The 21,166-nt window shown below is 33.0% G+C and carries 17 protein-coding genes; 7 read left to right on the top strand and 10 right to left on the bottom strand.

Features of this window, described 5'->3' with window-relative positions:
- Positions 1–56 precede the first annotated feature (56 nt).
- Genes ERL59_RS05485 through ERL59_RS05475 form a run of 3 tightly spaced genes read right to left on the bottom strand, consistent with a single transcriptional unit; the run spans position 57 to position 2,334 of the window.
- Positions 57–263, bottom strand: a complete 207-nt coding sequence (locus ERL59_RS05485; protein WP_160645184.1) for a DUF3906 family protein — start codon at positions 261–263, stop codon at positions 57–59.
- A 52-nt stretch (positions 264–315) separates the two neighbouring features.
- On the bottom strand, positions 316–1,284 hold the full coding sequence (pfkA, locus tag ERL59_RS05480) for a 6-phosphofructokinase (protein ID WP_160645183.1): 969 nt from the start codon (positions 1,282–1,284) through the stop codon (positions 316–318).
- Between the two features lie 24 nt (positions 1,285–1,308).
- On the bottom strand, positions 1,309–2,334 hold the full coding sequence (locus tag ERL59_RS05475) for a tetraprenyl-beta-curcumene synthase family protein (RefSeq protein ID WP_160645217.1): 1,026 nt from the start codon (positions 2,332–2,334) through the stop codon (positions 1,309–1,311).
- Positions 2,335–2,667: 333 nt separating this feature from the next.
- On the opposite strand from ERL59_RS05475, the gene ERL59_RS05470 reads away from it, so the two are divergent.
- Together ERL59_RS05470 and ERL59_RS05465 are read left to right on the top strand one after the other, a co-directional pair.
- Positions 2,668–3,546, top strand: a complete 879-nt coding sequence (locus tag ERL59_RS05470) for an ABC transporter ATP-binding protein (protein WP_160645216.1) — start codon at positions 2,668–2,670, stop codon at positions 3,544–3,546.
- A gap of 70 nt (positions 3,547–3,616) precedes the next feature.
- Positions 3,617–4,363 (top strand): ABC transporter permease, encoded by a 747-nt coding sequence (locus ERL59_RS05465; protein WP_160645182.1) that lies wholly within the window; start codon positions 3,617–3,619, stop codon positions 4,361–4,363.
- A 224-nt stretch (positions 4,364–4,587) separates the two neighbouring features.
- On the opposite strand, the gene ERL59_RS05460 is transcribed toward ERL59_RS05465, so the two are convergent.
- Positions 4,588–4,800, bottom strand: coding sequence for a cold shock domain-containing protein (locus tag ERL59_RS05460; RefSeq protein ID WP_201763484.1), 213 nt, complete (start codon positions 4,798–4,800; stop codon positions 4,588–4,590).
- Between the two features lie 233 nt (positions 4,801–5,033).
- Between ERL59_RS05460 and ERL59_RS05455 the strand changes: the two genes are divergently transcribed.
- The 5 genes from ERL59_RS05455 (at position 5,034) to ERL59_RS05440 (ending at position 9,613) form a co-directional block, all read left to right on the top strand.
- Positions 5,034–5,267, top strand: a complete 234-nt coding sequence (locus tag ERL59_RS05455) for a hypothetical protein (protein ID WP_160645180.1) — start codon at positions 5,034–5,036, stop codon at positions 5,265–5,267.
- Between the two features lie 173 nt (positions 5,268–5,440).
- Positions 5,441–6,112, top strand: a complete 672-nt coding sequence (locus tag ERL59_RS05450) for a TerC family protein (protein ID WP_160645179.1) — start codon at positions 5,441–5,443, stop codon at positions 6,110–6,112.
- 229 nt (positions 6,113–6,341) lie between these two features.
- Entirely contained in the window at positions 6,342–6,515 is a 174-nt protein-coding gene (locus ERL59_RS20690) for a hypothetical protein (RefSeq protein ID WP_201763482.1), read from the top strand.
- Between the two features lie 231 nt (positions 6,516–6,746).
- On the top strand, positions 6,747–8,537 hold the full coding sequence (pepF, locus tag ERL59_RS05445) for an oligoendopeptidase F (RefSeq protein WP_160645178.1): 1,791 nt from the start codon (positions 6,747–6,749) through the stop codon (positions 8,535–8,537).
- A 161-nt stretch (positions 8,538–8,698) separates the two neighbouring features.
- The gene (locus ERL59_RS05440; protein WP_160645177.1) at positions 8,699–9,613 is read left to right on the top strand and encodes a mechanosensitive ion channel family protein; all 915 of its coding nucleotides are present in this window, start codon (positions 8,699–8,701) and stop codon (positions 9,611–9,613) included.
- 353 nt (positions 9,614–9,966) lie between these two features.
- Here the strand turns inward: ERL59_RS05440 and ERL59_RS05435 are convergent, their stop codons facing one another.
- From ERL59_RS05435 to ERL59_RS05410, 6 genes are all read right to left on the bottom strand, one after another.
- Entirely contained in the window at positions 9,967–10,899 is a 933-nt protein-coding gene (locus tag ERL59_RS05435; protein ID WP_160645176.1) for a LysR family transcriptional regulator, read from the bottom strand.
- Between the two features lie 413 nt (positions 10,900–11,312).
- Positions 11,313–14,009, bottom strand: a complete 2,697-nt coding sequence (locus tag ERL59_RS05430) for an RCC1 domain-containing protein (RefSeq protein ID WP_160645175.1) — start codon at positions 14,007–14,009, stop codon at positions 11,313–11,315.
- A 483-nt stretch (positions 14,010–14,492) separates the two neighbouring features.
- Positions 14,493–14,831 carry a hypothetical protein gene (locus ERL59_RS05425; RefSeq protein WP_160645174.1) on the bottom strand — a complete coding sequence of 113 codons (339 nt, stop codon included), beginning with the start codon at positions 14,829–14,831 and terminating at the stop codon, positions 14,493–14,495.
- A 492-nt stretch (positions 14,832–15,323) separates the two neighbouring features.
- Positions 15,324–16,559, bottom strand: a complete 1,236-nt coding sequence (locus tag ERL59_RS05420; RefSeq protein ID WP_160645173.1) for a TolC family protein — start codon at positions 16,557–16,559, stop codon at positions 15,324–15,326.
- A 15-nt stretch (positions 16,560–16,574) separates the two neighbouring features.
- The gene (locus ERL59_RS05415; protein WP_160645172.1) at positions 16,575–19,646 is read right to left on the bottom strand and encodes an efflux RND transporter permease subunit; all 3,072 of its coding nucleotides are present in this window, start codon (positions 19,644–19,646) and stop codon (positions 16,575–16,577) included.
- On the bottom strand, positions 19,646–21,070 hold the full coding sequence (locus ERL59_RS05410) for an efflux RND transporter periplasmic adaptor subunit (protein ID WP_160645171.1): 1,425 nt from the start codon (positions 21,068–21,070) through the stop codon (positions 19,646–19,648). The genes ERL59_RS05415 and ERL59_RS05410 overlap by 1 nt, the downstream gene beginning before the upstream one ends.
- Positions 21,071–21,166 lie beyond the last annotated feature (96 nt).

Below are 21,166 nucleotides of genomic sequence, written 5' to 3'. Positions count from 1 at the left end.
GGTAGTTGTTGAATCAGAATGTTCGAATACCGAATTGCCAAACAGTGGTTCAATCTCTATTGTTTTGTTTCTATAACATAACCGGAACCTTTATTTAAACGTTTCTTTTCAACGATACAACTCTCTAATACTTTTGGCATTTTCACAAAATGTACAGCAAGTGAAGATTCTGCATAATCAAAAGCTTTCTCATCTGATTCAGCGATGACTACTAAATAAGTCAACTGATCTTCCAATTGAATTTCTAGCTTATATAAAAACATAAATCCCCTACTTCCTTGAACATCTTACTCAATTATTCCATTGCTTAGTTTACTACTTTGACAAGCGTAAAGCTAATTCAAATAGGTCATGATTAAATTCCTTTTTAGTAGATACAACAGTATCAATGTCTGTTGCCACTAATTCATTTTTTATAATTCCGCATGCTTTTCCAGAATCCCCTGCCATTAATTGACTTACTGCAAAATCCCCTAAACGACTTGCAAGTATACGATCATTATGAGTTGGTGTCCCACCTCTTTGAATATGTCCTAATACAGTAACTCTTGGTTCCATTCCGCAATGTTCGGAGATTATTTTACAAAAGTCTTCTCCTTTTCCTACACCTTCAGCTAATACAATAATACTGTGCCTTTTTCCATGCGCAAAATTGTTTTCCATTCTTGCTGCAACCTTCTCTAAATCAAATGGGATTTCAGGAACTAAAATCGTTTCTGCTCCACTTGCAAGTCCAGCATACAAAGCAATATCCCCTGAGGAACGACCCATAACTTCTACAAGAGAAGCTCTCTGATGTGAAGTCATTGTATCCCTTAATTTATTAATGGCATCTACAACAATGCTAACTGCCGTATCAAAACCAATTGTAAAATCAGTAAATGGGATGTCATTATCTATAGTTCCTGGCAATCCCATTGTTTTAATGCCAAGTTTACTTAATTTTTGTGCACCTTTATATGATCCATCTCCACCAATAACTACAAGACCATCTATCCCTCTTTTTTGAAGATTTTCAGCTGCAATTTTTTGACCCTCTTCAGTTTTAAATTCTAAACATCTTGCTGTTTGTAAAATTGTCCCCCCGCGATGGAGGATATCCCCAACACTTCTTAAATCCATTTTTCGAATGTCATCGTTAATCAAACCTGTATATCCTTTTTGAACACCATATACTTCTAAACCGTTGAATAATGCACTGCGTACAACTGCACGAACCGCAGCATTCATTCCTTGGGAATCTCCACCACTTGTTAGTACTGCTATAGATTTTACTGCTGTCATGTTATATTCCTCCTTGTATGTTTATTACTTTAATTTTCTAATCCACACACTATTCATCCAAAAAAATAATCGCATAAATGAACTTTTTTTCATTAATTTTTTTGAAATCAATTTCACTTCAGTTTGGTTCTTGACTTTTGGATCTGATAAATAAAGAGCTAGCAGACCTTCAATGATCATTTGATGAAAGGATGAGTTTGGTAATAGATGCAGACCTTTCTTTGCTTCTTCAAAAATAAACTCAATTCTGTTAATAGTGATTTCATTACTTTCATAATAACTGCAAAAGTTCAGATCTCCGCCCTTTTCATCTTCTTCTTGATCAATCAAGTAATCTAATAAAATATGTAGACCACATATATGTGGGAAATAACTTTTTCGAATGTTTTGAACGGTTTCAACATTCAACTTTTCATCTGTTGCAGCTAAAAATAGCATAAAAACACCTAAAGTCGAACCCGTAGCTGCTGCAAATTCATTCCATTGTAAATTTGGATAAGAATGACTATATGATGCCCACCATTGTAATAATTGATCCTCACGCAAATCGTGCCTAATATGTTTATAAACTTGTAAATCACAATAATATGATACTAATTCTTTTACATAAGGTTTTACTAAATCATATTTTGGCAATAAACATATACAAGATTGACAAGTTTTCACTAATTGATGTAAATACTCTCCATCATTTTGATCCGTACGATTGGCATAATAGTTTTGTAATGAAGCAGAAGGATCTACCGCATCTAACATTGATTGATGCAACAAACGGAAATCATCAGCATCCATAGAAACACTACGATCACAAAGGTTGTCCAAATAATCACTAATCGTTTGAAAAGCGACAATGAGTGGAATAAGCACATGTCGTTGCGGTAAATTTGCAACAGCATAAACTGAACCACCTTGACAATGAAACTGCTTCGTTGTCATGCTGTTAATTGCTTGTTTTTTTAACTCATCATTTGGAATTTGTTCTGCAACTTCTCTCCATTGTTTAAGTTGAGCTTTCACTTCAGGTAAGACATAACGATAGACCCTAAACATCAAACTCAAAGGATAACTTGGGGCCATCGCTTGTTTTATTTTTAATAGACTCAAAACTTACCTCCACATATACTTTGTCAAAATTATTTCTTATCATTATAATACAAAATAAGACTAGATGCGATTGAATCTTTTGAATTTCACAGATCTTACTTATTTTGTTCCTTGTATTAAACTAAAGGTTTTAATACTGTTAATTATGTGAATAAAAAGTACTATATATAATTAGTACTATCTATTTTATCAATTTCAATTAAAATTAATATAACGAAATTTTAAATCTTGAAGTCACGGGGGTATCATGTTTTGACACAATCAACTGTACTTGAAGTAATGAATGTAACTAAAAAATTAAACAATAAAACGATTATTGATCAAGTATCATTTAGTGTAAATAGAGGAGAAATTTATGGATTTTTAGGACCGAATGGTGCAGGGAAAACAACCACGATCCGAATGATCGTTGGCCTTATGTCAATAAACGAAGGAGACATTATCATCAATGGAACCAGTATTTCAAAAAACTTTGAAAAAGCTATGCATTCCATTGGAGCAATTGTTGAAAATCCTGAAATGTATAAATATTTAACAGGATATCAAAATTTAATTCATTATGCTAGAATGATTCCTGGTATATCCAATGCTCGTATCGATGAAGTTACTGAGCTTGTTGGTTTAAAAGATCGTATTCATGATAAGGTAAAAAGATATTCATTAGGAATGCGTCAACGTTTAGGCATTGCACAAGCGTTGTTACATAAACCCTCAATCCTTATACTAGATGAACCCACAAATGGATTAGATCCAGCTGGAATTCGAGAATTAAGAGATTATTTAAGAACTCTTGCTAATGAAGGGACATCAACCCTTGTATCTAGTCATTTACTTTCAGAAATGGAGTTAATGTGTGATCGTGTTGCTATTATTAAAGAAGGAAGGATCATAGATGTAAAGACTCTAAAAGAGTATTCAAATGATCAACAAAATACAGTTGTTTTCGAAGTAGATCAACCAGAAAAAGCATTGCAATTAATAAAACAACATTATAAAGATTACGATATACAATTATCTGAAAATGGATTTGCTTTACGATTGAACCGAGAAGAAGTTCCTAGTATCAATATGATTTTGGTAAAAGAAGGAATTTTAGTTTACAGTATTCATTCAACTTCTAAATCATTGGAAGATCAATTTTTAGAAATAACAAACTAGTTACTTTTTTAGATATCGTTGTTAGTCTAACTAGATAAAGAATATTGAAGTTATAAAGGAGTTAATAAAATTGCTTAATCTTGTACGAAATGAAAACATGAAAATATATAAAAAAGTTCAAACCTGGGTAATGATAGGACTGTTAGTGATTATACAATTACTTATGGCTTTAGTTATAAGAGACACTGAGTTTACTTGGATTCATTTTGCTGAGATTAGCAGTTACCTTACTTCCATTATTACCATCTATGCTATTGTACTTGCTTCAAGTATTGTTGCTTCTGAGTTTTCAAACGGAACCATCAAGTTATTATTAATAAGGCCTGTTAATAGAAGTAAAATATTAACTTCTAAATATATAGCCATTTTATTATACATTGCTTTTTTAATGTTATTAAATATCGTCTCTTCCATTATTATTGGATTCCTTTTCTTCGAAAAATCAACAGCAAATAGTGAAATTTCATTTATCTCTGTTTTACAAAACTATGGATTTACAAGTATTGAATTGATCATGACGATTACGTTTTCATTCATGATTTCATCCATTTTTAGAAGTAATGTATTAGCAATCATTTTGTCCTTTATGATCCACTTTTTTAGTTATATAGTGGTAGATATTTTGGTTCTAAAAGATTATGAACTTGGAAAGTATTTCTTGTATTCAAATACAGATTTAAGACAATATTTAAACGGAAATGAACCTGTATTTGAAGGAATGAGTTTAGGCTTTTCCATTGGAGTTTTAGTTGTTTATTTTGTTTTGTTTATTTTTATTTCACAGTATGTATTCAAAAAAAGGGATGTTTCCGTATAAAACTAAACCAAAAAATGAAATACAAAAAAACAGCTATGAACAAATATTCAAAGCTGTTTTTTTCGCTATGACATTGTATACTATATAAGCATGGCTTCGACTTATGCTCTTTTGATGAGCTGCATCCGGCTATTCACTCTTTCCATACTTTTAATTAAGTAATTATATGTTCACTTAAAGTGACTAACGGAATAAAACGCCTTCCTCGAAGCTCCTAACATTACTTATAACTTAACAACGTTAGCTGCTTGAGGACCACGGTCACCTTCAGTAATTTCGAATTCAACTTCCTGACCTTCATCTAGAGTTTTGAATCCGTCACCTTGAATTGCTGAGAAATGTACAAAAACATCGTCTCCACCTTCAACTTGAATGAAACCATAACCTTTTTCTGCGTTAAACCATTTAACTGAACCTTTCAAATTGCATACCTCCATAAAACATAAAAAGTGTTTCGTCACCTAAGACGATTAAGTCAATTATACAGTTATAATTTCCAATTTTCAATATGTATTTCCCATCCTACTGCTTTTTCTCCGCCTAAAAATGTAAATTGTTTTAGATTAAAAGAGTAAGTTTTATTCCATTTTTTTGTAAATCCAAAGTATGCATTTAAAAATCAATCATGATATAATAATGGCTCAAGCTTATTAGAAATGGAGATATATCTATGATAAAAAAACATCAAATTTATAAAAAAGATAAATGGAATATGATGAATGTAGAAGTTAATGGCAGACATATCATATTACGTGAAATTTCTGATCAATGGGGTGAAGATACACACGATTTTTTAAGCAGACCTGCTCTAATGGATTGGGTGAATAAACGTTTTTCTCCAGAAAATTTTAAAGGTTCAGAAGAAGAAAGAAAAGAAATGATTGAAAAATTTAAAGAAATTTAAATAAATAAATTTGTATGAAGACAATATCATTAGCGATCATTACCATATATTTAGGTAGATGATCGTTTTTTTTTTGGATAGACTAATCTTTAATACCTTATAACAAAGACCAAAACAATTTTTAGGCATTAAACTAAAATTGCAATAGAAATAAGTTTCAAGGAGTGTTATACATGGAACTCTTTACTCCAGATTTTTGGACAATACTATTGAGTATCATCATCATTGATTTAGTACTTGCTGGTGATAATGCCATTGTCATTGGCTTAGCAGCAAGAAATGTTCCTAAAGAGCATCAAAAAAAAGTCATTATCTGGGGAACAGCAGGTGCTATTATCGTTAGAGCAATAGGAACATTATTAGTTGTTTGGTTATTAAAAATCCCTGGATTACTGTTAATTGGAGGACTGTTACTTATTTGGATTGCTTTTAAATTATTAACACAAAAAAAATCACATGACAATGTAAAATCGGGGACAAGCTTGTGGTCAGCGATCCAAACCATAATTATTGCCGATGCTGTAATGGGTTTAGACAATGTATTAGCTATAGCGGGTGCCTCACATGGAAGTTTTTTAATGGTTGTTATCGGATTGATGATCAGTGTTCCTTTTATTGTGTGGGGCAGCACGATTATTTTAAAATTTATCGAACGCTATCCTGTCATTATATATATAGGTTCAGGAGTTCTTGCCTTTACGGCTGGTAAAATGATTACTGATGAGACTTGGTTTAAAGCTTTTTTTGAAGAAAATGTATGGATCAAATGGGCGTTCATCACTGTAATTGTTATAGGAGTAATCATAGCAGGTAGAATGAAAAACAGAGGGAAACTTGCTACATGATGCAATCCAAAAAAATTTGTTTTTGAGGCAGCTAGCACGATACCGAAGGAATCAATTCTTTCGGTCTTTTTCTGTATGTTTTCTGATATAATGATACTAATTTTGTTTATAACAAACTTATATAAAGATCTGTCACTAAACGGATACATTGTGGATTGAGAAAGATTTTCTTTAATATGGAATTTTAATAATTTATAAGATCTTATATTAAAAGAAAGGCGGTTTAGTAATGGAAAATACAGAATCATTAGTCATTTTTATCATCGTATCCTTTGCTCTTGCATTGGTGTTAATTCTAAAGAAAGACACGATCTCACAGCCTATTCGTAAATATTTAGCTCTCTTTGCTTTATTTATGGTTATATGTTCCTTTGTTTTATTAGTGATGTCATTTTTTGGATAACTAGAAAGATCATAATATCATTAATATCACATATCATGAAATCATAATATCATTTAGAAAAGGTCATACTAATCAAAACTTTGTCAATTGATATAGAATTACAGGGGTGTGATTGAATTGAAACGTTTGACCTTATTTGTGATGATTGTTATCTTAACAATAGTACCATTATTTTCATCTATGAATTATGCGAAAAACAATAAAAATGATAAAAATCATAGGAGGAGTCCCATGAGTGAAGTATTAAAAAGAATTGAAGTTTCAGAAGAAAACAAATGGAAACTAGAAGATATGTTTAAAGACCAACAAACTTGGGATGCTGAATACAAAGAAGTTCAAAAGAAAGTAAAAGAAATTAAGAAATTTCAAGGTAAACTTACAGATGCTATTAACATAAAAAAATGTTTTGCTCTAGAAGATGACATCTCATTACATACAGAAAGACTTTATGTTTATGCCAACTTGAAACACCATGAAGATACAACCGAATCTACCTATCAAGCCTTATCTGATAAGGCGCAAAAATTAAGCGTAGAAATTAATGGCTCATTATCCTTTATTACCCCGGAAATATTAAGTTTATCTGATGAGCAATTAAAAAAATTTATAGATAATCCAGAGTTAAGTGATTATAAACGTACTTTAGAAGAAATGTTACGTCAAAAAGCACATATTCTCTCACAATCAGAAGAAGCAATTTTGGCTCAAGTAGGAAGCTTATCGCAAGCACCTCAAAACATTTTTGGTATGTTAAACAATGCGGATATAACTTTTCCTAAAATTAAAAATGATATAGGTAAAGAAGTAGAGCTTACCCATGGAAATTACATTCAATTTCTTGAAAGTGACAATCAAGAGGTTCGTAAAAGTGCTTTTAAAGCAATGTACGATACTTACAATCGACATAAAAATACTATTGGGGCAACTTTAAATGCCAATATCAATAAGAATAACTTCTATGCAAAAACAAGAAAATATCCTTCAATTTTAGACATGGCACTTTATGGAGATAACATTCCAAAAGAAGTTTATACAAATCTAATTGACACAATCCATGAACACTTACCTTTAATGCATCGTTATATGGAGCTTCGTAAGAAGTTGTTAAAAGTAGATGAATTACACATGTATGACTTATTTTCACCATTAGTGGATGAGTTTAGAATGGAAATCACTTTTGAAGAAGCGAAGGATAAAGTTGCTGAAAGTTTAAAACCATTAGGTGAAGATTACTTGGCTATTCTAAATGATGGATTTAATAACGGATGGATTGACGTTTATGAAAACAAAGGAAAAAGAAGTGGGGCCTACAGTTGGGGTGCATACGGCACTCATCCGTATGTGCTATTAAATCATAAAGACAACTTAAACAGTATGTTTACTTTAACACATGAAATGGGTCATGCTATTCATTCGTATTTATCAGATGAAAACCAAAAATATCGTGATGCACAATATACGATCTTTTTAGCTGAAGTAGCTTCTACTCTAAATGAAGCACTACTTATGGATCATTTATTGAAAAATACAACAGACGAAAAAGAAAAATTGTATTTGCTTACCTATTATGCAGATCAATTTAGAACAACGGTTTTCAGGCAAACGATGTTTGCTGAATTCGAAAAAATTATTCATGAGAAAGCAGAAGCTGGTGAATCATTAACTCCACAAGATTTAAGTGAAATTTATTATGATCTAAATGTTAAATATCATGGTGATGGAATGGCTGTAGATCAAGATATCGAAATGGAATGGGCACGTATTCCACATTTTTATTCTAGCTTTTATGTTTTTAAATATGCAACTGGATTCTCCGCAGCAACAAGTTTTTCAAAACAAATATTAGAGGAAGGTCAACCTGCCGTTGATCGTTACAAAGGCATCTTAAAAAGTGGTGGTAGCGATTATTCAATCAACATTTTAAAACGTGCCGGTGTGGATATGTCTTCTCCTGAACCGATTCGTCAAGCGATGAGTGTGTTTGAGGAAGTCATTTCAGAGATGGAAAAATTAACTCAATAATTTTATATACGAAACTACAAAACACCCCCTTTAAGGACTTGTTCTGACATTTTCTTATAGGGGTTTTTAATATATAAATCTCGATTTATTTTTGAAGAAATGCTCACTGATATGCTACAATTGAATCTAGCAATTATACAATTTTACTACGGGGGAGAAAAATGTTTGAAATAAGTATACAATCAATTAAAGATTATTTTACTTGGGAAACTTGGGAACCTCAGCTTATTGAGCTGTCTCAAAGATCACTTATGATTTTACTTATTATTGGGTTAACTTGGTTAGCTTTAAAAGTGAGAAAAGTAATCATTAACCGTGTGTTTGATATTAATATTTCAAGAATGCAAGAAAAGCAAAAAGATACTCTAGAATCTCTATTACTCTCTTTGACAAAGTATGTTATATTTATCATCTCTATTTTAATGATTTTAAGTAATGCAGGTTTAGATGTAGCGCCTATCATTGCCGGAGCAGGAGTACTGGGTTTAGCAGTTGGTTTCGGTGCACAAACGTTAGTAAAAGATTTAATCACTGGATTTTTCATCATTTTTGAAGATCAGTTCTCAGTTGGTGATTATGTTTCCATTAATAACGGTGAGATTAACGGTACAATCGTAGACGTAGGACTTCGAGCTACCAAAATTCGAACATGGGGACAGCATTCTGTTGTTATTCAAAACTCTGAAATCAGAACCAGTCAAAACTATAATCGTGAACGAATGCGGGCGATTATTAATGTAACCGTCCCTTATGAAATAGATCCATCAGAAATAGAACAAGCGATCAACGATGTATCCCATGATCTTGTCTCAAATCAAAAACAATTATTTTTGTTGGATGATAAAGGAGAAGTTATGGAACCTCCACAATTATATGGGATTACAGACGTTGAAAATAATGCATTAGGAGCAAAATATACTGTCATTAGTATGGTAAAAGATGTGCATTATTGGACAGCAGCTAAAGAAATTCGTAAAGGACTACTTAAACAATTAAACAAAAATGGAATTCAAATTTCTTATCCTCGACGTATTGAAAGACATGAAAGTGGAGCTGAGGGCTTCAATAATTTATAGTAAATAAGCAAAAGTCTAACAATATATTTTAGGAAAGAGTAAATAAACCATTAATTAGACAAGTCTATTAGTAAATAAGCTCAAGGTAAACTAAATAGAGGAGAGAAACTGCCCTACAACATTGATTCTATTCCCAAGAAGAAAGTGGGGTCAAATCTCTCACGAGATTTACTTAGAAGAATCTGACTCTATATTTTGATTTGGAAACCTGAGTTAATATCCATTGGAAAACATAGAATTTTTAAAATGTTTTTCCATATTACCTAATTGTCTCGTATTCTTAGAAGAACATTTGAAATCCCTATAAAATCTCCGCATGAATAAGCATAAACCCAGAGATTTCATTTAAGAACTCATTTAGAAAAATTTTCATTTTGATTCAAAGTCTGTTTTAAAAACTCTATAAACTTACTACATTTAAACAATGATATGTTAGAAGATACCTCCTCAATAAAAATTTTAACAGCTGGAGACATGTTTTTAAAGGAACGAACTGCTAAACCAATTTCGATTTGTATCTGAGGACTCAAAGGAACAGCTTGAATTCCTATTAAGTTTTGTGGTAAAACCATTTTAGGTAAAATCGTAATGCCCATTTCTTCTTGAACCAAAGAAAGAATTGTGTTTATATCCGATACATCAATCTTTATATCAACGTCTAAATCACTAATATTAAAAAAATCCTTAATGTAAACTTCACATCCCCCTTTTGGCATAATAATGGACTCAAAACTGAGCTGCTCAGCACAAACTATAGATTCTGATGCTAATGGGTGAGTAGTTGGAAGAAATGCACTTAAATGATCTGTTATGAGAGGGACAGTATCAAAATCTTTACTAGGTAGGATAACAAACCCAGTATCAATAATTCCTGATTCCAGCCAATGGTTGATTTCTTCACTAGATCCTTGTTGTATGTCCACTTCTATTCCTGGATATAAGTTATTAAAGGCTCTGATAATCTTAGAGACAAGATTTGTAGGACAAGTAGGAAAATAGCCGATCTTCAATGTCCCAACTTTCAATTCTTTTATGGTTGCTACCTCTTGTTTCAAAATTTCAAAATGATCAAGGCTATTTTGGATATAGGGAAACAATCGTTTTCCTATATCTGTTAAATACACCCCATTACGCCCCCTCATCAATAAAGTAAACCCTAATTCCTCTTCAAGTCCTGAAATCGCATGACTTATATTAGGCTGTGTTAAATGAAGGAATTTTGCAGCACGTGTGAATGATCCTAATTCAATAACTTTCATTAATATTTCAAGTTGCAAATATGTCATTAAGTTGTACCTCCATAAAAAAAGATGAATTAACTGCTTGATAGTTTTGATTCATTCCTTCTTATAAACAAATATAACCCCATAAACAAAACAATAACGATTCATATATGATTCTCCCACGATCAGTGTAAATATTTTAAATGTCTAGTTCTATCTTCCAATTTTCATCAAAAAATCAACTAACTATTTAAAGACAGCAATCTTAGTTAGTTAGTTGTAAATAACAAATTAATATTGCGTATCGTATTATTTTTTATTTTAAACTTTTGATGATTGAAAAAATAGATGAAGATTTTGGAATGTGAGTTATATTCATTTCCCTCAGACAAATTCTTCTATTGCCTGAAGGAAATGAATTGATTTATTTATCTTCAAAAAAGATGACTACTTTTATTTTACATCTTATAACTTGATTATTCTCGCTCCAATGCTTCATACGTTGTATACGCCCCTTCAACTAATAATTCACGTATTGCTGGCAACCTATAATTCTCTTGTTGTTCTACCAATCCCCAGTGAAGTGCCGCTGCCACATATTTCTCAGCCCAGCCACTTACATCTTTAGAATCTATCTCCCTGGTCTGATCGATTTCTACCCCTTTCACGTAGGCATATCCTGCGACTAACATCTTTATAAACTGTTCGGAAGTTACATTTCTATTCGGATTGAATTGATCGTTTCCTATTCCATTTATAATTCCTGCTTTATAAGCTACTTCTATATATTTATAGGACAAAAGTTCTTTATCCACATCCGTAAAGTGAGCTTCTTCAAATGAGTGTGATAAATCTAATCCAAACAGTAAGACGATAATTTTTGCTGCTTGTTCCCTTGTCATATGATCCTCTAAATGAGGTAAACCATCTGTATAACCACTAAAGATGCTTAATGTTTTCAGTTCTTCAAATTTTTGCTCAGTAGTCTTTTCTTCTACTGTTATTTCTTCTAAAGTTTCATCTTTTGTTTCTTCTACTGTATCTTGATCATTTGAAGTTCCTGGGTTGCTTGTTGGGTTGCTCGTTCTTTCTTTTTTCTTTGATGTTGTTTTGTCTATTTTAATGGTTCGAACTTCTCTTGTTTCATTCCCTGCCACATCTATTGCTTTGAAACTATAGTTATGAGTTCCTTTGTGAGTTTCATCTTTCTCTATTTTTATAATATCTATATAATCTTGCCAACCATCCTCTTCATGTTGCCATTCTAATTTAGCTAAGTCATCATTCGATGAAACACTTAGAGTCACGTTTTGATTCGTCCAGGTATCATCCTTATAGATTGTCTCATCTTCTTTTATCATCGTGATTGTTAGTTCTGGTTCAACTTTATCTATTTTTATCGTTCGAGTTTCTTCTGTTACATTCCCAGCTTTATCTGTGGCTTTGAAAGTATAGTTATGAGATCCTGTGTGAGTTTCATCTTTCTCTATTCGTATAATGTCCCCTTCTCTATAGCTTTGCCAAACATCCGGTTCATGTTCATGGAGATATGATATTTCAGCACCCTCATTCGATGAAAGACTTAGATTCACGTTTTGATTCGTCCACGTATTGTCTTCATAGTTTGAGCCATCTGCTTGTTTCATCGTAATGGTTAGTTCTGATGCAGTTTTATCTATTTTAATTGTTCGAGTTTCTTCTCTTACATTCCCAGCTACATCTGTGGCTTTGAAACTATAGTTGTGAGTTCCTTCTTTCGATATTTCCAAAGGTTCCACATAATCCTGCCAACCATCATCTTCATGTTGCCATTCTAAGCTAACCTCACTCTCATCACTTGTTAAGCTCACATGCACATATTGATTGGTCCATTTATCATCTTCGTAGGTTGAATTATCTGCGTTTATCATTTCCACTTCCACAGAAGGTGGCGTATGATCCAGAGAAGAAACTTTTTTAGGAGTAAGTTCTTTTCCATTAGCACTCTCTCCAAGCCCCAACTGACCAAAATCATTTTTACCCCATATATATAGCGTTCCATCACTCGATATAGCTGCTGTATGAGCAACTCCCGCAGAAACTTGTTTAATAGTAACTCCTGCATCGAAATTAACTTCTACTGGTTCATTTTTGTTGATTGCAGTGCCGTCTCCTAGCTGACCATATGAGTTCCATCCCCATGTATATACCTTTCCCTTACTCGTCAGAGCTGTCATATGAAAACTTCCCGCAGAAACTTGATCAATGAAAGCTTCTGCATCGAAATTAACTTCTACTGGTTCATTTTTGTTGATTGCAGTGCCGTCTCCAAGCTGACCATCATTATTCGATCCCCAGGTATACACCGTTCCATCACTCGATAAGGCCACAGTATAAGAACTTCCTGCAGACACTTGGATAATATCTTCACCATCGTTAGCAAAATCATCTAACAGTACTGGTACATTCTTATCATCATCAGTGCCGTCTCCCAACTGACCAAAAATATTCATTCCCCACGTATACACCGTTCCATCACTTGATAGGGCCACAGTATGATAACCACCCGCAGACACTTGTATAATATCATCACCATCGTTAGCAAAATCATCTAACGGTACTGGTACATTCTTATCGTCATCAGTCCCGTCTCCCAACTGACCAAAATTATTTTTACCCCACGTATACACCGTTCCATCACTCGATAGGGCCACAGTATAAGAACTTCCTGCAGACACTTGGATAATATCTTCACCATCGTTAGCAAAATCATCTAACGGTACTGGTACATTCTTATCGTCATCAGTGCCGTTTCCCAACTGACCAAAATTATTTTTACCCCACGTATACACCGTCCCATCACTCGATAGGGCCACAGTATAAGAACTTCCTGCAGACACTTGGATAATATCTTCACCATCGTTAGCAAAATCATCTAACGGTACTGGTACATTCTTACCGTCATCAGTCCCGTTTCCCAACTGACCAAAATTATTTTTTCCCCACGTATATACCGTTCCATTGCTTGACAAGGCCACTGTGTGATTCTGACCTAGTGAGGTTTGAGTAGTATCCTCAGTGATAAGATCTTCAGTCCCATCGCTGGTTGCTGCAATCACATTGAAACTACTAAATAACATTGTAAAAATAAGTACCCACGACATCATTCTCTGTATTGTTCTATATCTTAACAATCTAGTCACTTCCTTATTAAAAATATATAAAACATATCAATTAGTTCAATACTTAATATTAAATTTAATAATAATTATCAGAATTTTAACTGGTTTCAACTGTTGCACTGTTGCCTATAAATTTTGTTAGTCATGTTACCCCTTTCTTATTGATGAAAAATTGTCTAATTAGTCTTTTAAAAAGATTTAATGCGCCTCCTTCCAAAAAAATATTACTATATCATCTATGAAAGAATAAAATGAAAAGTTTTTATATTTTTATTAATTACATTTATATATACTCTTTAGATGGAAAATCTTCAAAAATCTTCTAATTATAGATTTAAATCATTTCCAGATGGTGAGAATATTTGCTTTCTGAAGGATATATTCTAAACTTAATTGCGGTTATTATTATTCAATAAAAAGCCGTGATTTTTCTACAATTTTCAGAAAAATCACGGCTTTTTAATTTTAAATCATCTTTCAACTTATACTTTTTCTTCAATTTTTATTCAAAATGGAATCACACACAACCTTCTTTGGATCTAAGAATTCTTCTTTATCTTTATCTAAATATATAACATCCGTTTCAGAATACATTAATGAAATACAGATTTCTATTATATCTCTTGACTGTTCAGTTACTTTAGCCCTGGATTCAAAATCGTAGTCAAAAAAATCAATTAGTGAGACTTCAGGATAATCTTGGGGGTGAGGTTTAGGAACCTCATGATCATGAGATGAACCTGCATACTGGGCAAATACTGGATTAAACAAAGAAAAAATCATTCCAAATGTTAGTACAGATACCAATATTTTTCTTAAATGTTTGTTATTCATAAATATTTCCTCCTAGAGTAAGAATAATTGTAACAGATGTGCAAAAATAAATCCAAAATTAATATGTTATATTTCAATTAAACACCTCCTTCATATTTTTGTGTATTAGTTCCAAATCTCTACATAATATTACAACATAATATTTGAGGAATAAAATGAATATATTTAATCATATATTAATGTTATTTATACAATGGTATCTGATAGAATTTTTGTACCATTGAGTCTATGAGTCATCGTTAAAATTAATTCTTAATCAGAAAACAAATAGAAATCCAAAATTTTTCAATATTATACACACTTCAGTATCAACATATTGTCAAAAAGGAACTCACCCCGCCTAGCCTTTAATGAAGTTCGTGTTCCTCAGATCTTGCCTTCACTTTTTCATTCTATGCCCATGGCTGGACGCACATAAAAAAGCACTGGAATTATTTCCAGTGCTTCTTCAAACTATATTAAACTCAAATCATTCATAAATTTATATTTAATTTATGGTAAAAATCCTTCTTTAAAAAGTTCAAATTCTTCTTTTAATAATGCGTAGTCAATTTCAGCATTTAATAATTCTACTTTGGCATTTAATACACCTACACGACTTTTTTCTAAATCTGTAGCTGTAATAAAACCTTCATCAAAACGCAGCTGCATCATTTTATATAATTCTTCTTGTTTTTTAACATTATCTTCTAGCGTGTTTAGTTTTAAATGAGAAACTTCAAACTCATCTGCGAATTGATAAGCTTTTAGTTCCAATAAATCCATTTGATCAAACAGATCTAACTGAGCTTTGTCTTTTTCTTGTTCATAATATTCTTGGATATCATCTTCAGCTTTTCTTCTGTCGTTATTTGCTAAGTTTTGATAATATGAAATTTCATTTTCTTTAGCACTTTTTTGAGTTTTTAATTCATCTACTGCTTCAGTTTCTTCAGGAGTAGGGTTAACAGGATCATCATATGGGTAATTATCGATTGCTTCTTGTAAAGCTGAAACCTCTGCCTCCAAACTTCCTATAAGACCAGCATAACTACCATAACCCGTAAGATCCTCAGACTCTTCAATAATTTCTTCATACGTATCCATTACAAAGCGATAATACGAAAGAGATTCATGACCAAGTTTCATTTGATCAGCAATTTTTTCGGCGTTATATTCAGAAGACTTAAGACGAGTAATTTCATCTAGTTCATTTATATTCAAGGTTGTTTTTAAATCCTGATCAAGCATTTGATTCAATTCATATTTTAAAGATTTTAAACTTTGTTTCGTAGATTCTAAAGAAAATTTAGCATTGGATACACTCATCTCGGCTTGGATAAGATCTTGTTTTGAAGCCAATCCCTCATCATATTTCATACCTACAATATTTTGATCTTTTTCAGTAATTTCTAAATTCTCTTCTTGTAATTTCACTGTTTCTTCCAATTTCAAATAATTGTAAAGCAATGAATAAGCTTTATATTCAACTCCCCATTGAGTAGAATGTTCAGCATATTCCTGCTGAACTTCCTGTAAATCTTCCAACTCATCAGAGAAACTACCCATAAATGCATTTGCTGCACTAGTTAGTTTGACTTCATTTAATTCAAACTTTTCTAGACTAGTGTCTTTTTCTAGTATCTCATCCACCGCTTCAGAAACAGATAGTCTCACTGTCTCACTTGCTAGTGCTGTCACTGTTGGAATGGCTAATGCTAAACAAACAATCAAAATTCTTTTTTTCATTGGTTTCACCTCTCCTTAACTACTCACTACTGATTGGTCTTTAGGTTCTGTGCTTTTATTTTTTCTGCGAAAAATGCCAGTAAATTTACGGCTTACATCATCGACAATTGTATACATAACTGGTATCAATAATAAGGTGAAAGTCATTGAGACTAATAAACCAAATATGACTACTACTCCAATCGGCTGTTGTGTTTCACTACCCTCACCTATTCCTAAGGCAATAGGCAACATTCCCAATGCTGTAGTGAAACTTGTCATGAGTATAGGTCTCAAACGACTGTTTCCTGCTTCAATTATGGCTTCATTTCTTTCTTTACCACTGCGTTTTAACTGATTAACATAATCAATTAAAACAATGGCATTGTTCACCACAATCCCAGCTAATACAATTAGTCCAATTAGTGCTGGGAAGCTTAACTCAGTGCCTGTTACTAATAGTCCAAATATAACACCAACAATCGTTGTTGGCAATGAAAACATAACGATAAACGGATATGAGAATGATTCAAATTGAACAGCCATCACAGTGTAAACTAGGAATACGGCAAGTGCAAGTATAAGCAATAAATCTACTGCTGATTCGTTAAAGTCCGCTTGTACCCCTCCAGTAGTCACATCATATCCCTTAGGCACTGGAATTTGAGATAATACCTGGTCTACTTGTGCAGTAACTTCACGCACATCTGCTCCATCAACCATATCAGCTGTAACTGAGTATTCCTGCTTCTGATCCACACGTTGAATTGAAACTGGTCCTAATGTTTGTTCAATCGTTGCTACTGAGATCAATGGTACATGTCCTCCGGTAGGTGTGGTCAGTAAGAATGCATTTAAAGATTCAATTGTCTCTCTTTCAGATTCAGGTAATTGAACAATAACATCAAATTCATCTCCGTTTTCACGGAATTTAGTTGCGGTTGTTCCTTTAAACGTTTCATTTAACTGACTCATGATTTGCCCTTGACTTAAATTATACTGCCCAGCCAAATCATCGTTCACTGTAACTGTAAGTTGAGGCTGACCGCTTAACCCAGGAACCTCAATATTTTCAATAGATGAAATACCAGATAATAATAGATCTACTTGTTCCGTTAATGTTTCAAGCACATCTTGTTCTGGTCCAGATATGGATACGTTTATATCAGAATCTGACCCACCAACAGTACTCATTTGTTGTACAGCTTTTACTTCAATTCCTACAATGGATGAATTTAAATCATCTTGTATTGCCTTTGATATATCTGTATTATTTATTTCTCTTTCACTCTCATCTATTAAAAGAATTATTGTAGTAATATTTGTAGAACTTATTTCTGTATATTGAATATCAATATTATCCTCATATTTGCTCAGTACTTTATCAATTTGATCTGCGTAATCTTGTACCACTGAAAATTCTACACCGTCATCAAATCCTGCACTTAATTGAATTTGGTTTTGACCAGAAGAAGGAAAGGTAGTGATATTCAATAATGCAATTGAAAAGAGACTAACCACTATAATTAAAAAAGTGGATAAAATAACAACCCATCTACGTCTTAAACTCCACCTAAGAAGCTTATTATAGATTCCATTTATAAACTGCATCCATTTTGCTTCTTTTGCTAATTTTTCATGAGCATTCGTTTTAAGAAAACCCGAAGCTAACATCGGAACCAAAGTGAGTGCAACAAGTAATGCAGCAAGTAATGCAAAGGCAACAACCATCGCTAATGGCAAAAATATTTGTGTTAGGATTCCTGCGTCAATAATAATCATAGGGACAAAGACGACAACAGTCGTAGTTGTAGAGGCTATTACTGCAGAAATTAATTCACTTCCACCTTTAATTGCAGCTTCTTTAGAATCCATACCCTTTTGCCTGTACTTCACGATATTCTCCAATATGACAATTGAGCTATCCACCATCATACCTATCCCTAAAGCTAATCCTGATAAAGTAATAATGTTTAGTGTTTGATCAAAACGATCTACTAGAATAAAAGTAGAGATTATTGCAAATGGAATAGACAAAGCGATAACTGCAGTTGCTCTAATACTTCTTAAGAAAAATAACAAGACTAAGATTGCAAAAAATCCACCTGCTAGTAAACTTACTACAACACCACTTATAGAATCCCTAATAAAAGTAGAAGTATCAAATACAACTTCTAATTCAACACCTTCCCTAAGTTCATTCTGTATACTCTCTACTTCAGCAAGAACTAAATCGCTTATCTCTATCGTATTAGTTCCAGATTGTTTAGAAACTGATAGTATAACTGCAGGTTCAGAATTAATTATAGATTGTGATTGTGTATCACTAATCGTATCTTCTAGAACACCTACATCTTCCACAGATATCGTTGTTCCGTTTTGAAGTGGAATAGCTGTGTTTCTAATTTCATCTAATGTGTCATATTCTCCATCCACTCTAACTTGTACCTCGGTATCACCTTGCAATACTTCACCAACAGTAGCAGCCGAGTTTTTATTTCTTATTGAATTAACTACATCTGTTGCAGTTAGGTTATACTGTTCAAGTAAAATGGGGTCAAGTGTAATTTGAATTTCTCGTTCTGTCCCACCAGTAATTTCAACCGCTGCAACTCCTTCAAGTTTCTCAAAATTTGCCGATAAATCATCAGCAATACTTTCTAGAGTAGTAGTGTCTTTACCTGTTAATCCTAAATAAATAATGGGCTGACTATTAATATCAAACTTTAAAACATTAGGAGTTTCAACATCATCTGGAAGTGCCGCTTTATTTATCTTTTCTTGTAAATCAGTCACAGCTTGATCTAAATCAATACTTGTCGCAAACTCAACAAGAATAAAAGAGAATCCTGCACTTGACTGTGAGTTTATAGATTCAACTCCATTTAACGATGCGATTTGCTCCTCTAATGGTCTTGTAACGAGTTTTTCCATCTCTTGAGGAGATACACCTTGATAAGAAGCTTGAACCGTCACTACATTCACTTCAACTTCTGGAAAAAGATCAATGGGTATATTACGTAATGAGATCGTCCCAATAATCAACACGCAGATAACCAGCATAATAACGCTAACTGGTCGTTGTACCGCTGTTTTTATAAGATGCATTAATTGCCACCTCCAGCGGCTACATTATCATCAGAATTTTCTTTCTTTGTCTCTTCATCAACTTTTTCGTCTGATGAAGTTACGGCTTCATCATCAGTAGGTTTTTTTTCAGATGAAGAACTGTTATTTGATGTTTGTTGTTCACCTGGCAGCATGATAAGCATTCCATCAGATACAAGCTTATGTCCATTGACTATAAGTTCTTCTCCTGCCTTAAGATCACCTTTCACAGCAGTCCATTCTGATTGCATACTTAAAATTTCAACATCTTTTTTAACTGCCTTACCTTCATTTGCTACAAATACGTAAGCTTCATTCCCTTTTTGAATGATCGCATGTGTAGGAACTAAAACTTCATCTACCACTAACGTGTTACTGAAAACAAGTTGTACAATTTCGCCTGTAGTTAATTGATTGTCTGTTTCAATAAAACGCAGCTCTGCATCAAATAAACCAATATCATTTCTAGTTGGTGCTACATAAATGATTTCTGCTTTATACCCATCTTTCATTGATGAATGTACTTCAACTTCTGTTCCGAGTGGCACCAGTCTTTTTTGTTCAGCAGTTATTTGTGTAGAAATAATAAATTCAGATACATTTGTTACTGTCAACAAAGGTTGTTGAACGGATACATTTTCTCCTACTTCAATATCTAAGCCTTCTACTACTCCAGAAATAGGTGCATACACAGTAGTGTCATTCACATTCTGCTGAGCTTGCGATAATCTTAATTGAGCTTGATCTAACGCAATTTGGCTTTGCTGAACACCAACCTCTGCTTTTTCCAAATCTAATTGTAATTGTTCAATATTACTCCCTGTATTTAATTGTGCCTTTTCAAGTGAGATTTGAGCTTGTGTTTCTTGCTGCTTTGCTCTTTCTAGATCCTGTAAAGAAACTGCACCTTCTTCATACAAACGTTCTAACCTTTCCCGATTTGTCTTTGCATCTTCCAACGCATTTGTTAAATTCTCTATATCTAAATCAGATGAAGAAGTTCCTTCTTCATTAGTTTGTGCATCTTGTAATCTTTGAGCTGCTTGAGCTCTCGTCAGTTTTGCATTTTCCAATTGTTGCTTTGCACTTTCATATGATTTTTGCTCAAGCTGTAAATTATCCTTTTGATTTTTTCCATCCAACACAGCTAATACTTGACCCGCTTCAACTTGATCCCCATTATTTACTTGAAGAGTAATTAATTCCCCTGCGATGTCTGGAAACACCTGTATTTCTGATGCTGATTCAATTTTCCCGATTAATTTTTTACTTTCTTGTATATCCCCATTTTTGATGGTTTCAATCTCAACGGCAACTTTAGGTAAGTTCACCAATTCATCGGAAGAACCGCTTTGAGCACCTCCTCCTGCCGAACAGCCAGCAACCAGTAATAATGCTAACAATATAACGATACTTTTTTTCATATTCTCTATACATTCCCTTCGATAAACAAAAATTATGCAATGATTCTCCACTCTCACTGCTTATTGAAAAATGTTGTTAACTCACTATAGAAATTT

This window comes from Chengkuizengella marina, from assembly GCF_009910845.1.
In the GTDB taxonomy this organism is placed as follows: Bacteria; Bacillota; Bacilli; order Paenibacillales; family KCTC-33759; genus Chengkuizengella; species Chengkuizengella marina.
This window is presented reverse-complemented; position numbering and strand designations above follow the sequence as displayed.